Source organism: Aquilutibacter rugosus, from assembly GCF_036541335.1.
GTDB lineage: Bacteria > Pseudomonadota > Gammaproteobacteria > Xanthomonadales > Xanthomonadaceae > Aquilutibacter > Aquilutibacter rugosus.
In genome coordinates, this window is sequence record NZ_JAZHBO010000001.1 from 407,496 (window position 1) to 419,786 (window position 12,291).

Below are 12,291 nucleotides of genomic sequence, written 5' to 3' on the forward strand. Positions count from 1 at the left end.
CGAGAGCCCCCGTGTCCGACGCGATCCAGATCCGCCGCGCCCTTCTTTCCGTATCCGACAAGACGGGACTGCTGCCGCTGGCGGCTGCACTGCACGAGCTGGGAGTGGAGTTGCTCTCAACCGGCGGCACCGCCAAGGCGATCCGCGAGGCCGGCATCCCGGTGCGCGACGTGTCCGAGGTGACGCAATTTCCCGAAATGATGGACGGCCGCGTCAAGACGCTGCACCCGATGGTGCACGGTGGCCTGCTGGGCCGCGCCGGTCTCGACGACGCGGTGATGGCCGAGCACGGCATCGGCGCGATCGACTTGTTGGTGCTGAACCTGTACCCGTTTGCGCGCGTCTCCGCCGATCCGAACAGCAGCTTCGACGACATCATCGAGAACATCGACATTGGCGGGCCGGCCATGCTGCGTTCCGCGGCCAAGAACTTTGCGCGCGTGACGGTGGCGGTGGATCCGTCGCAGTACGATGCGCTGCTCGACGAAATGCGCGCGAACCAAGGCGCGGTGTCCGCTGCGACCCGCTTCAAGCACGCGGTGACGGCATTCAACAACGTCGCGTTTTATGACGCCTGCATCAGTAACTACCTGTCCTCGCTCGATGCCGACGGCAAGCCGCAGCTGTTCCCGGCGCAGAACAACAGCAACTTCGTCAAAGTGATGGATCTGCGTTACGGCGAGAATCCGCATCAGCACGCCGCGTTCTACCGCGACCTGTGGCCGGTGCCGGGTACCTTGGCGACGTTTACGCAGCTGCAGGGCAAAGAACTGTCGTACAACAACCTGGCCGACTCCGATGCCGCGTGGGAATGTGTGCGTCAGTTCAAGAGCTCGCCGGCTTGTGTGATCGTCAAACATGCCAACCCCTGTGGCGTGGCGCAGAACGACACGGCGCTGCAGGCGTATGAGCGCGCGTATCAGACCGACCCGACCTCCGCATTCGGCGGCATCATTGCATTCAATGTCGAAGTGAATCTCGACACCGCCAAGACCATCCTCGATCGCCAGTTTGTCGAGGTGCTGATCGCGCCTTCGTACAGCGATGAAGCGCTGGCGTATTGCCGCAAGAAAGCCAACGTGCGCGTGCTGCAAATTCCGCACGGCGATGGCTTGAACAACATTGATGTCAAACGTGTTGGCTCGGGTTTGCTGATGCAGACGCAGGACATTCGTACCGTCACCGTTGACGAACTTAAGGTCGTTACGCAGTTGGCGCCTACTGCCGAGCAGCTGCGCGATCTGATGTTTGCCTGGCAAGTGGCCAAGTTCGTCAAGTCCAATGCCATTGTCTATGCCAAGGATCTGCAAACGGTCGGCGTGGGTGCAGGTCAGATGTCGCGCGTGTATTCGGCGCGCATTGCCGGTATCAAGGCCGAAGACGCCGGTCTCGTCGTACCGGGTTCGGTGATGGCATCCGATGCGTTCTTCCCGTTCCGCGACGGTATCGATGCGGCGGCTGCAGCCGGTATCAAGGCCGTGATCCAACCGGGCGGTTCGATGCGTGATCAGGAAGTCATCGACGCGGCGAACGAACATGGTCTGGCCATGGTCTTTACCGGTGTGCGTCATTTCAGGCACTGATCGCTGTCGGCATCTCCCTTTCCATCATTTAGAGACACAGGTTCGCGTATGAAGATTCTGGTCATCGGCTCCGGCGGGCGTGAGCACGCACTGGCATGGCGCATCGCGCAATCACCGCAGGCCTCGCAGGTCTTTGTGGCGCCCGGCAATGCCGGCACCGCGCGCGAACCCGGTCTTACCAATTTGCCAATCGCCGCCACCGATATCGAAGGCTTGCTCGCTGCGGTGCGTGAGCACGGCGTTGAGCTGACGGTCGTTGGCCCCGAGGCACCATTGGTTGCCGGTCTGGTTGACCGTTTCCGGGCCGAGGGCCTGCGCGTGTTTGGCCCCACCGCCGCGGCAGCGCAACTGGAGGGCTCCAAAGCCTTCGCCAAGGAGTTTCTGGCGCGTCATCAGATCCCTACAGCCCATTACGCCGTCCACACCGATCTCGATGCGGCAGTCGCCTACGTCGAGAGCCAAGGCGTGCCGATTGTCATCAAGGCCGACGGCCTGGCCGCCGGCAAGGGGGTGGTGATTCCGCAAACCATGGATGAAGCACGCGAGACCCTGCGCGACATGCTCTCGGGCAATGCATTCGGCGCGGCGGGATCGCGCGTCGTCGTCGAACAGTTCCTCAAAGGCGAAGAGGCCAGCTTCATCGTCATGTCCGACGGCAACTTCGCACTGCCGATGGCCACGTCGCAGGACCATAAGCGCGTAGGCGATGGCGACACCGGCCCCAACACCGGCGGCATGGGAGCCTACTCCCCCGCTCCGGTCGTCACGCCCGAAGTCCACGAGCGCGTCATGCGCGAAATCATCAACCCGACGCTGCAAGGCATGCGCGATGACGGCGTGCCGTTTACCGGCTTCCTGTATGCCGGCCTGATGATTGATGCCGACGGCGCACCGCGCGTGATCGAATTCAATGTGCGCTTCGGTGATCCCGAAACCCAGCCGATCATGATGCGCCTGCAATCCGACTTCGTGGCGCTGATCCAGGCGGCGATCGATGGCCAACTCTCCCTGGCGCAGGCCGACTGGGATCCGCGCTGTGCACTTGGCGTGGTGATGGCCTCGCGGCCGTACCCGGAATCGCCGATCACTGGCGAAGTCATTACCGGCCTCGACACATCGCAGTCTGCGGACGCCAAGGTGTTCCACGCCGGCACCGCCATGGCGAACGATCAGGTCGTGACCGCCGGTGGGCGCGTTCTGTGCGCAGTCGGACTGGGCGACACCATCGCCGATGCGCAAGCCACCGCCTACGCAGCCGTTGCCAACGTGTCCTGGCCGAGCGAATTCCATCGTAGCGACATCGGCTGGCGCGCCGTGGCGCGGCAATAAGCGATACTGCGCAGATGGCGCAGAATCAATTTTCGCTACTGGGTCAACGACGGTTCCTGCCGTTCTTTGTCACCCAATTCTTTGGCGCGTTTAACGACAACGTTTACCGCCAGGCCATCATCGCCCTGCTGTTTGTGATGGGCCTGAGCACTGCCGAGCGCGGCACTTACGCTACCCTTGCACCGGCGATCTTCATTTTGCCGTACTTTCTGTTCAGCGGCTACGCCGGACAGCTCGCCGACAAACTCGAGAAATCCCGACTGATCCGCATCACCACCACGATGGAGATTGCGATCATGTCAGCAGCCGCCATCGGGTTCTACCTGCACTCCTTGCCCTTGCTGATGCTGTGCCTGTTTGCCACCGGTGTGCAGTCCACTTTGTTCGGACCGGTCAAATATTCCGTGTTGCCCGGGGTGCTACGCAAGGACGAACTGGTCGGCGGCAACGGTCTGGTTGAGATGGGCACCACCGTCGCCATTCTGCTTGGCATGTTGGCCGGCGGCGCGATCTTCCGTTTGGCCGGTGCACATGGCGAACTGGTCGCCGGGCTCAGCGTCATTGCATTGGCGGTACTTGGCAATGCAGTCAGTCGCTTTATCCCGCCGGTTGCACCGGGTGATCCACACCTGCAGTTCAACTGGAACCCCCTGCCCGAATCACGCAAGGCGCTAGCACTGACCCGCACGACTGCGGCGCAGCGTTACGCCGTGCTTGGAATCAGTTGGTTCTGGTTCTTCGGCACCGTCATCACCTCGCAATTGCCGACCTTTGCCGAAGTCTCTCTCGGCGGCGACGAGCGCCTCTATCTGCTGATCCTGGCTCTGTTCTCCGTAGGTACCGGGATCGGCTCGTTGCTGTGTGAGCGCTTGTCGTCGCATCGAATCGACTCGCGGCTGGTGCTATGGGGTGCGCTCGGCATGAGCCTGTTCCTGCTCGACCTGGTGCGCCGCACGTGGACACCGTTGGGCAGTCATGATATCGGAATCATGGAGTTCGTGCGGGATGCATCGCACTGGGCACTGATTACCGATGTCGTACTGATCGGCGCGTTCACCGGCATCTTTGTGGTGCCGCTGTTCGCGATGGTGCAGACGCTTTCCGATCCTTCGCAACGGTCGCGCGTGTTCGCCGGCGTCAACATCCAGAACAGTGGCTATATCGTGCTCGCTTCGTTGAGCGCACTTGCGCTGACCAAACTCGGCTTCGCAACGCCGCAACTGTTCCTGGTGCTGGCGGTGGTGAATGGACTCGCGCTAATTCTTTGGCAGCGACGCCTTCGCGCTACGCACTCGCAGTGAGCTTAACTGCCGGCTCCGATTTGCGCGTGATGCCATTTCAGGTGATCCGCAAAGAAGGTCGAGACAAAGTAGTAGCTATGGTCGTACCCGGGTTGCAAACGGATCCGCGCATTGCGGCGTCCGCTGCGGTCCAGCGCTTCCTGCAGGCGTTGCGGCTGCAGTTGCACCTCCAGGAAGTCATCGGCATCACCGAAGTCGCACAGCAACGGCAGCTCGGGATTGCTACCCGAGGTGATCAGTTCAACGCTGTCGTATTCCGCCCAGACTGCAGGCTCATCGCCTAGATAAGCAGTAAAGGCCTTTTGCCCCCAAGGAACCTGCGAAGGCGCAACGATCGGTGAAAACGCCGAGGCGCTCGTATACAGACCCGGGTTTCGCAACGCAGATGTCAGCGCACCGTGACCACCCATCGAGTGACCGCTAATGGCCCAATGGCCGTTGACCGGGAAATTTGCGGCGGCCAGTTCGCGCAACTCGATATTGACGTAATCGTCCATGCGGTAGTGCGCAGCCCACGGCTCTTGCGTGGCATTGACGTAAAAGCCGGCACCCTGGCCGAGGTCGTAGCCCTCGGCATCAGCAACCTGCTCACCGCGAGGCGAGGTATCGGGCACGATCAGAATCCATCCCAACTCAGCTGCAATCGCTTGCGCGCCCGCCTTGGTAATGAAGTTCTGCTCGTTACAGGTCAAACCTGACAGCCACAAAAGCGCCGGGCACTTCTCGCCCTGCACGGCTTGCGGCGGCAGATAGACGCCCACTTGCTGGATCGTTCCGAGCGATGCCGATTCGTGGCGCCAAACTTCCTGACGCCCACCGAACGATGCGTGGACTTCAACGCGCTCCATCAGAAATGCACGACACTGCGAATGGACTTGCCTTCGTGCATCAGATCGAAGGCAGTGTTGATGTCGTCCAGCGGCATGGTGTGCGTAACGAAAGGCGCCAACTGAATGTCACCTTGCATTGCCTGTTCGACCATGCCGGGCAGTTGCGTGCGGCCTTTGACACCGCCAAACGCAGTGCCCATCCATTTACGGCCGGTCACCAGCTGGAACGGACGCGTGCTGATCTCCTGCCCCGCACCCGCGACACCGATGATGACGCTTTGGCCCCAGCCGCGATGCGCACACTCGAGTGCCGCGCGCATGACATTGACGTTGCCGATGCATTCAAAGCTGTGGTCCACGCCCCAACCGGTCATTTCGACAATGACTTGCTGCACCGGCTTATCGAAGTCTTTGGGATTGATGCAGTCGGTCGCACCGAACTCGCGCGCCATGGCGAACTTATCGGGATTGGTATCAACGGCAATGATGCGCCCTGCCTTGGCCTGGCGTGCACCTTGAATGACGGCTAGGCCAATACCGCCCAGACCGAATACGGCGACGCTATCGCCTTCCTGCACTTTGGCGGTGTTATGCACGGCACCGATGCCGGTGGTGACACCGCAGCCCAGCAGGCAAACCTGTTCGGGGTTGGCCTCGGGATTGATCTTTGCCAGCGACACCTCGGCAACAATGGTGTACTCGCTGAATGTCGAGCAGCCCATGTAGTGATAGATCGGCTGACCCTGGTACGAGAAACGCGTCGTGCCGTCGGGCATCACACCCTTGCCCTGAGTAGCACGCACGGCGACGCAGAGATTGGTCTTGCCGGATTTACAGAATTCGCATTCGCGACACTCGGCGGTATACAACGGAATCACGTGATCACCGGGTTGCACGGACGTGACACCCTCGCCCACTTGCACCACAATGCCGGCACCCTCGTGACCTAACACGGCCGGAAAGACGCCTTCGGGATCGTCGCCACTCAAAGTAAAGGCATCGGTGTGGCAAACGCCGGTGTGCGTGATTTTGACCAACACCTCGCCCTTGCGGGGCGGCTCGACATCGAGCTCGACAATTTGCAAAGGTTGCCCGGCGGCAAACGCGACCGCAGCACGGCTCTTGATGGTCATGACACTTCTCCGACTAATCCGAATTCAATTCGATGAAGCGTCTATTCTAAGTGAATTAAAAAATCGGATCAGGTCGAGAAGGAACTGCCGCAGCCGCAGGTGGTCTTGGCGTTCGGATTGCGAATCACAAATTGCGCACCGTGCAGCGATTCGGTGTAATCCACCTCAGCGCCGACCAGATACTGCATGGATAGCGGATCGATCACCAGTGTGACCTCATCCGTGACGACGGCGACATCGTCTTCGGCTTGCGTTTCATCGAACTCAAAGCCGTACTGAAAGCCCGAGCAGCCGCCGCCTTGGATATAGACGCGCAGTTTGAGATCTGGGTTGCCCTCTTCGGCAATCAGTTCACGGACTTTGCGTGCAGCCGCTGCAGTAAAGGTGACACTGGTGCCTGCCGTCTGATAACTCGGGACCAGCAGTTCGGGGGTAATCAGTTCCATACGCCTATTGTGCGGCCAAAGCGGCAAAACTCAACCGTTAACGGTCGCACTACAGTGTTGCGCCGATGCCTTCGTACACACCACGATGACGCCACACCTGCTTAAAATAGCCAAAGGCCGCCTGTTGGCCGGAGGGTTGTACATGCAATTGGATTCCACCATCGTCTTCGCCATCGGCATTGTGCTGGCATGGTTAGCGGGTATTCGCGCCTATCTGACTGTGTTCGGTGTCGGTATTGCCGGTTATTTCGGCTGGCTCGATCTGCCCAATCAGCTGGAAATCGCGCAATCGCCGTGGGTAATCGGCGTGTCCGGCATTCTCGCCGCTGTCGAATTCTTCACCGACAAGATTCCGGGCGTAGACTCCGTCTCCGATCTTTTGCAAACCCTGCTGCGCGTGCCGGCCGGCGCATTTCTTGCCGCCGCCACCATGTCGCAAGATGGCGAATTCGGCGCCGGCGCCCTAGCCACAGGTGCGGGTGTGGCCCTGACCAGTCATTTGCTCAAGTCGGGTTCGCGCGCGCTGATCAACACCTCGCCCGAGCCGGTCACCAACTGGACGGCTTCGATTGGCGAAGATTTGGCCGTCACGGGCGGCATCGCCATGGTGTTTGCTTATCCGTGGCTGACCTTTGGCGTAGTGGCAGTAATCACCCTTCTGGGTGCGCTGATGATCTGGTGGATCTGGCGGCGCCTGTTCGGTCGCCGCCCTCCGCGTGCCGCGGCCTAAGCGGGATTAGTGGTCGTCGCCGGCGATCTTGGTGGACAGATACAGCTGGTCGCCCACACGGTTCATGAGATCGAGCTGGGTTTCCAGCCAGTCGACGTGTTCTTCTTCACTGTCGAGAATCTCAACCAGCAGCTCGCGGCTCACCAGGTCCCTGACCTCTTCGCAGTAGCGAATGCCTTCGCGCAGTAGCGGAATCGCCTCGAGCTCCAGCGCCAAGTCGCACTCAAAGATCTCGCGGGGCGTTTCGCCGATTCGCAGCTTGCCCAGGTTCTGAAAGTTGGGCAGGCCTTCGAGAAACAGAATGCGGTCCGACAATTTGTCGGCGTGCTTCATCTCATCGATGGATTCGTGATACTCGTGATCGGCGAGTTCTTTCAGACCCCAGTTTTTCAGCATCTTTGCGTGCAGAAAGTACTGATTGATCGCAATCAGTTCGTTGTACAGGGCCTTGTTGAGGAAGTCGATGACTTGCTTGTCGCCTTTCATGGTTCGCTATCCGATTGTGCGTTGGTGATTGTATGGTAGCGATCCAACGTGACGATTGCGAATCACCGGCAGCTCGTGCTTTGCGGCCAGCATGTTGCCGATCAGCGTGTCGGCCAACTGGATGCAGCTCCCGCAACTGGCGCCGGCACCCGTACGCATGGTCAGCTCGCTAACGCTGGTGCAGCCAGCATCCACTTCGCGCCGGATATCGTTGTCTGTCACTCCGTTACAAACACACACATACATGGGGATGAGATTCCTAGCATGGGCCCCAATTGGCCAAATGCTATTGAATCTCAAATGCGAATGATTGTCAATTGCGGCCCGCGCTGCCGTTTATCGGGCCGCAGGTAGCGTCCGTCAGCGAAAATGTCGTTTAATCTCGACGGCCCCGCCAATTGGGTCGGATTCCGCGATATTGACGCCGCCGGTCACCTCGCGCGCGACCGGAGCCAGAAAGCGGAGGGCGTGGGTATACACCTCGCGCTTAAAAGTGACCACATGGTCCAGCGGGTACCAGAAATCGACCCAGCGCCAGTCGTCAAACTCCGGCGTCTCGGTCAGATCCAGCCTTACGTGGGCCTCTTCGCAAGTCATGCGCAGCAGAAACCAGACCTGTTTCTGGCCAATGCACGGCCGGCGCTCACGTTGCCGCACGGCTCGGTACGGAAGCTTATAGCGCAGCCAACCTGGCGTCTGCCCAAGCACTTCTACATGCTCCGGCAGCAGCCCGGTTTCCTCACGGAGTTCGCGAAACATCGCCTCCTCCGGGGTCTCATCAGTGTTCATCCCGCCTTGCGGGAATTGCCAGCCATCCCGATGAATACGCCGGGCCCAGAACAAGCGGCCCAGGTCATTCATCAGAATGATGCCAACATTTGGCCGGTAGCCGTCCGGATCGATCACGACTCGGACTCCTAATACTTCAACTGTCCTCAGGTTGCCACCTTTTGCCCGGCGGCTCAAGTCAGGGAAAATATCCTTGACGAAGGCCGCTCGACGTGCCATAATTATCGGCTAACCGCAAGTTAGTTCTTGGCTATGTAGCTCAGCCGGTTAGAGCACAGCACTCATAATGCTGGGGTCGGTGGTTCGAGTCCACCCATAGCCACCATGTTTCGCATAAGCCCCTGATTCGTCAGGGGTTTTTTCTTTTCGGGGCCTTGCAACCGATTGATAGACCCCAGTTTGCAAAATGCTGTGCTTGGTGGGCTATCGTCCTGAATCGTGCATTCAACATTCAATGTATTGGCGTCTACATTAGGTTTCGGATGTCCCCGGCCGGAAAATTTTGTCCCAGAAGTCGGATCGCCTGTTCGGGAAAGTGTAATTTTTGTCCCAGGAATGTCCCAGAATTTTTCAGAAACTCTCGACCGTTTTTCGGGGAGGTAAGGACCAATTCGGAGGCATCTGTTCTATACAGAACTACGGGGCCAATACCTTTGACGGCCAAAAGCTCCTTGTCCGCAGCCCGATCGATCCTCCCAAGTGTCCTATATCCATTCCTAATCAACTCCTCACGGTGGTTTAGAGGTACAATCAACCGTACATGAAGTTGCTTCGGAATCCGCTACGACTGTTCACAGCAGCATTGCTTATGGCGGTGATGCTGGTCGTGCCGGTGGCAGAAGCATTCCAATGCGGATTTGACGACATTCGTGCGGAATTAACGCATTCTGCGTCGGAATGTGCCGACGTCAATGCTGTTGGCATCTCAGGGTCGCAAGGCAACTTGGATCGCGATTCCTCACCTGGGCCCAGCCCGGAGTTTGGGGGCCATGTCTACTCGCATTGCTCGCATGGACATAGCCATACGTCAATCGCCGACGGATCCGTCGACGAACTCGCATACCCTGAAGTGAATCTGAGGCAGTCGCTTCCTGAGGTTTTGCCGTCGGCCGCCTCCACGCTTTCCGAAGGATTGATGCGTCCACCGCGCGCCTAAACCAAATTGAACAGCCGCATCTCTGCGGTTCAAATTTCTGGTTTACCTTTGGAGTTCCAATGAACGTCTTTCAACGTCAGCTGCCGAGCGCAGCTGCGTGGTCGTTGATGCTTCTATGCATCACTGGCCCTCTATCCGCCCAACCAATGAACGTGGTCGCGCCAACTTATGAGTCTTTGCTGCAACAGCTGGAGACATTTCCATCTCAGCGAGAAACCGCCGCGCTGTACGAAGCAAGTTTAGGACGACTGGACCAATCCAAGACCATTTCCAACCCCGTGTTGACGCTCGAAGTCGACAATTTCCTGGGCACGGGTGAGCGCAAGGGATTTGGCGGAAGTGAAACGACACTCTCCGCCACCCAGCCAATCGAGAACCCATCCAAACGCCGTGCTCGCATCGCGGTCGCCGGAGCGCAAGTCGACGCAACGGCAAATCGGGGCGAAGACAGCCGGTGGAGAGCGGCTGCCAGACTTGCCCAGGCTTATGTCGATGCAGAGGCCGCCATTGCGCGTCATGCGCTGGCAACGGAGGGAATGTCCCTCGCAGAAGCGGAAACCCGTGCTGTAGCTGCACTTGTCCGGGAAGGGCGCGAGGCGAAATTTCGCGAGATTCAAGCGCAGTCAGAACTTGCCAGCGTCCGTTCTCAGTTGGATGAGGCAAGTGCCAACAGGGCGATTGCATTGGCTCGCCTCGCCGCAATAGTCATGCGCGACCAACCAATTGAGGCACTGGGTTCAAGTTTGTTGAATCTTTCACCGTCCCATCTGTCGGACGGCACCACTGAGTCGCCGCAGATTCGGATTGCCCGTGCCGAGACACTGGTCGCCGATAAGCAGGTCACTTTCGAAAAGCGGCGCGCGATGCCCGATTTCAGCGTCACTCTGGGTTTGCGTCATTTTGCGAATGAACGGGATGCCGCTCTTGTGGCAGGGGTTGGAATCACGATTCCCATTTTTGATCGAAACACGGGAAATATTCGCGCAGCGGCGGCGGAGTTACGCGCCGCGGAGGCTCGTCTAGCGGCCGTTGAGCTTGAAGTTCGCGCCGAGAAAGTTGCCGCAGATGCTGCCATGTTTGCCTCCCAGTCCCGTGTCAACGCCGCACGCGTCAGTGTCAGCACAGCAAGGGAGGCTTATCGGCTTTCCCGCATCGGTGTTGACGCCGGCCGCATATCGCAGCTCGAGCTTCGTGCCTCACGCGCCGCGCTCGTCTCTGCGTTGCGCAGTGAAGTTGACGCAAAGCTGGCCCGAGCAAACGCTGAAATCCAATTGGCCCAAATTGAGGGCCGCCTGCCATTCGGAGTCCAACGATGACGAGCAAGAATACTTACATTGCATTTTCCATCGCGATTCTCCTGGCATTGCTCGCTGGTTTCGGCGTTGCGCGATGGCTTGACCCACGATCCACTTCCCAGACGACGCCTCAGACCGAAACCACGGAAACGGCGGATGCCGAGGGGGAATATGAGGATCGACATGGCGAGGAGTCAAGCGAACTGAAGTTGACTGCCGAACAGGTCGCATCGTCGAAACTTGAGCTGTCCAATGTCACACGTGGCGGGGGTGCTGCAATTCGCCTTTCGGGCCGTGTCGAGTCCATGGTCGGTGCACGCGCTGCAGTCGGAGCTTCAACCTCGGGTCGCGTTGAACGCGTCCTTGTCGCACCGGGTACCACGATAAGGGCGGGCTCCGCTGTCGCCACCATTGTGAGTGGTGAGGGTGCTTCGCTTCGAGCGGCGGCTGATGCGGCGGCGGCGGAAGCCGATGCTGCACAGATGGTATACCGTCGCGACAGCAACCTGCTGAATCAAGGAATTGTGGCACGCCAGGAAATGGAGACCTCCAGAGCTCGCGCCCTGGCCGCGGCGGCGAACGCGCGTGCGGCACGTGCGCGCGTCGTTGCGTCAGGTCGCCCGGACGCGAACGGTCGCCTCGCAATCACTAGCCCGTTTTCCGGAGTTGTCACGCAGGTTTCGATCACACCCGGAGGGTTTGTGCAGCCCGGCGATGTGGTCGCCAATGTCGCAGATCCGGAACGGAACGAACTGGTATTTGCGGTGGCACCTGCAGTTGCGTCCGGCGTCAAGGCCGGGATGCGCCTGGCTGTCACAGCTTCGGGGAGCACTTTTTCGGCAATTGTCACCGGAGTGGCTCCGGACACAGACGAGGCGACCGGTATGACGACGATTCGTGCAAGAGTCGAATCCGGAACGTTACCTCCGTCCGGAACCATCGTCTCCGCGATCCTGTCGATCGACTCGGACGCCGGCGCACTCTCCGTTCCATCCGACGCAGTGCAAAGTCTGGATGGGCGTAACGTCGTTTTCGTAGCCGAAAAAGCAAATCAGTTTCGTGTCGTGCCGGTCACCGTGGGGCGTGACGCCGGCGGATGGGTTGAGATCCTAAGTGGATTACGCGGCGACGAGCAAGTCGTTTCGCGCAACGCATTTTTGCTCAAGGCCGAAATCGCCAAAGGCGAGGCTGAGGAAGGACACTAAGGAAGCGC

13 protein-coding genes and 1 tRNA gene are annotated in these 12,291 nt (G+C 59.4%); 8 read left to right on the forward strand and 6 right to left on the reverse strand.

Annotated elements, in window-relative coordinates; translation table 11 throughout:
* The first annotated feature begins 11 nt into the window (after positions 1 to 11).
* Genes purH through V3390_RS01985 form a run of 3 tightly spaced genes read left to right on the forward strand, consistent with a single transcriptional unit; the run spans position 12 to position 4,213 of the window.
* Entirely contained in the window at positions 12 to 1,583 is a 1,572-nt protein-coding gene (gene purH / locus V3390_RS01975) for a bifunctional phosphoribosylaminoimidazolecarboxamide formyltransferase/IMP cyclohydrolase (protein WP_331703154.1), read from the forward strand.
* Between the two features lie 48 nt (positions 1,584 to 1,631).
* Complete coding sequence (gene purD / locus V3390_RS01980) at positions 1,632 to 2,912, forward strand: phosphoribosylamine--glycine ligase (RefSeq protein ID WP_331703156.1); 1,281 nt, start codon at positions 1,632 to 1,634, stop codon at positions 2,910 to 2,912.
* A 14-nt stretch (positions 2,913 to 2,926) separates the two neighbouring features.
* Positions 2,927 to 4,213, forward strand: a complete 1,287-nt coding sequence (locus V3390_RS01985) for an MFS transporter (RefSeq protein ID WP_331703158.1) — start codon at positions 2,927 to 2,929, stop codon at positions 4,211 to 4,213.
* A 2-nt stretch (positions 4,214 to 4,215) separates the two neighbouring features.
* Here V3390_RS01985 and fghA read toward each other — a convergent pair whose 3' ends face one another.
* The 3 genes from fghA to erpA all read right to left on the reverse strand — a co-directional run bounded on the left by fghA (position 4,216) and on the right by erpA (position 6,622).
* Positions 4,216 to 5,061 (reverse strand): S-formylglutathione hydrolase, encoded by an 846-nt coding sequence (gene fghA, locus V3390_RS01990; protein ID WP_331703159.1) that lies wholly within the window; start codon positions 5,059 to 5,061, stop codon positions 4,216 to 4,218.
* Positions 5,061 to 6,170, reverse strand: coding sequence for an S-(hydroxymethyl)glutathione dehydrogenase/class III alcohol dehydrogenase (locus V3390_RS01995; protein WP_331703625.1), 1,110 nt, complete (start codon positions 6,168 to 6,170; stop codon positions 5,061 to 5,063). Before V3390_RS01995 ends, fghA begins: the two co-directional genes overlap by 1 nt.
* Before the next feature lie 74 nt (positions 6,171 to 6,244).
* Positions 6,245 to 6,622, reverse strand: a complete 378-nt coding sequence (gene erpA / locus V3390_RS02000) for an iron-sulfur cluster insertion protein ErpA (RefSeq protein ID WP_331703160.1) — start codon at positions 6,620 to 6,622, stop codon at positions 6,245 to 6,247.
* A 148-nt stretch (positions 6,623 to 6,770) separates the two neighbouring features.
* On the opposite strand from erpA, the gene V3390_RS02005 reads away from it, so the two are divergent.
* Positions 6,771 to 7,352 (forward strand): DUF4126 domain-containing protein, encoded by a 582-nt coding sequence (locus V3390_RS02005; protein ID WP_406805175.1) that lies wholly within the window; start codon positions 6,771 to 6,773, stop codon positions 7,350 to 7,352.
* Positions 7,353 to 7,358: 6 nt separating this feature from the next.
* On the opposite strand, the gene bfr is transcribed toward V3390_RS02005, so the two are convergent.
* The 3 genes from bfr to V3390_RS02020 all read right to left on the reverse strand — a co-directional run bounded on the left by bfr (position 7,359) and on the right by V3390_RS02020 (position 8,744).
* Complete coding sequence (bfr, locus tag V3390_RS02010) at positions 7,359 to 7,838, reverse strand: bacterioferritin (RefSeq protein ID WP_331690250.1); 480 nt, start codon at positions 7,836 to 7,838, stop codon at positions 7,359 to 7,361.
* Positions 7,839 to 7,844: 6 nt separating this feature from the next.
* Positions 7,845 to 8,084: a (2Fe-2S)-binding protein gene (locus V3390_RS02015; RefSeq protein ID WP_331703162.1), complete on the reverse strand. Its 240-nt coding sequence runs from the start codon at positions 8,082 to 8,084 to the stop codon at positions 7,845 to 7,847.
* Between the two features lie 114 nt (positions 8,085 to 8,198).
* Positions 8,199 to 8,744: an RNA pyrophosphohydrolase gene (locus tag V3390_RS02020; RefSeq protein WP_331690252.1), complete on the reverse strand. Its 546-nt coding sequence runs from the start codon at positions 8,742 to 8,744 to the stop codon at positions 8,199 to 8,201.
* Between the two features lie 131 nt (positions 8,745 to 8,875).
* Between V3390_RS02020 and V3390_RS02025 the strand changes: the two genes are divergently transcribed.
* The 4 genes from V3390_RS02025 to V3390_RS02040 all read left to right on the forward strand — a co-directional run bounded on the left by V3390_RS02025 (position 8,876) and on the right by V3390_RS02040 (position 12,283).
* A tRNA-Met gene (locus tag V3390_RS02025) sits at positions 8,876 to 8,952 on the forward strand.
* Between the two features lie 435 nt (positions 8,953 to 9,387).
* On the forward strand, positions 9,388 to 9,783 hold the full coding sequence (locus V3390_RS02030) for a hypothetical protein (RefSeq protein WP_331703164.1): 396 nt from the start codon (positions 9,388 to 9,390) through the stop codon (positions 9,781 to 9,783).
* A gap of 59 nt (positions 9,784 to 9,842) precedes the next feature.
* Positions 9,843 to 11,099, forward strand: a complete 1,257-nt coding sequence (locus V3390_RS02035) for a TolC family protein (protein WP_331703166.1) — start codon at positions 9,843 to 9,845, stop codon at positions 11,097 to 11,099.
* A complete protein-coding gene (locus V3390_RS02040) occupies positions 11,096 to 12,283 on the forward strand; it encodes an efflux RND transporter periplasmic adaptor subunit (RefSeq protein WP_143925889.1) in 1,188 nt (395 codons plus the stop codon). Before V3390_RS02035 ends, V3390_RS02040 begins: the two co-directional genes overlap by 4 nt.
* Positions 12,284 to 12,291: the final 8 nt, after the last annotated feature.

What these genes read in the sequence shown, in the direction of transcription:
- V3390_RS01985 (WP_331703158.1), top strand. Translation starts at nt 2,927, where the DNA reads ATGGCGCAGAATCAATTTTCGCTACTGGGTCAACGACGGTTCCTGCCG.
- V3390_RS02040 (WP_143925889.1), top strand. Translation starts at nt 11,096, where the DNA reads ATGACGAGCAAGAATACTTACATTGCATTTTCCATCGCGATTCTCCTG.
- V3390_RS02035 (WP_331703166.1), top strand. Translation starts at nt 9,843, where the DNA reads ATGAACGTCTTTCAACGTCAGCTGCCGAGCGCAGCTGCGTGGTCGTTG.
- erpA (WP_331703160.1), bottom strand. Translation starts at nt 6,622, where the DNA reads ATGGAACTGATTACCCCCGAACTGCTGGTCCCGAGTTATCAGACGGCA.
- fghA (WP_331703159.1), bottom strand. Translation starts at nt 5,061, where the DNA reads ATGGAGCGCGTTGAAGTCCACGCATCGTTCGGTGGGCGTCAGGAAGTT.
- V3390_RS02015 (WP_331703162.1), bottom strand. Translation starts at nt 8,084, where the DNA reads ATGTATGTGTGTGTTTGTAACGGAGTGACAGACAACGATATCCGGCGC.
- bfr (WP_331690250.1), bottom strand. Translation starts at nt 7,838, where the DNA reads ATGAAAGGCGACAAGCAAGTCATCGACTTCCTCAACAAGGCCCTGTAC.
- purD (WP_331703156.1), top strand. Translation starts at nt 1,632, where the DNA reads ATGAAGATTCTGGTCATCGGCTCCGGCGGGCGTGAGCACGCACTGGCA.
- V3390_RS02030 (WP_331703164.1), top strand. Translation starts at nt 9,388, where the DNA reads ATGAAGTTGCTTCGGAATCCGCTACGACTGTTCACAGCAGCATTGCTT.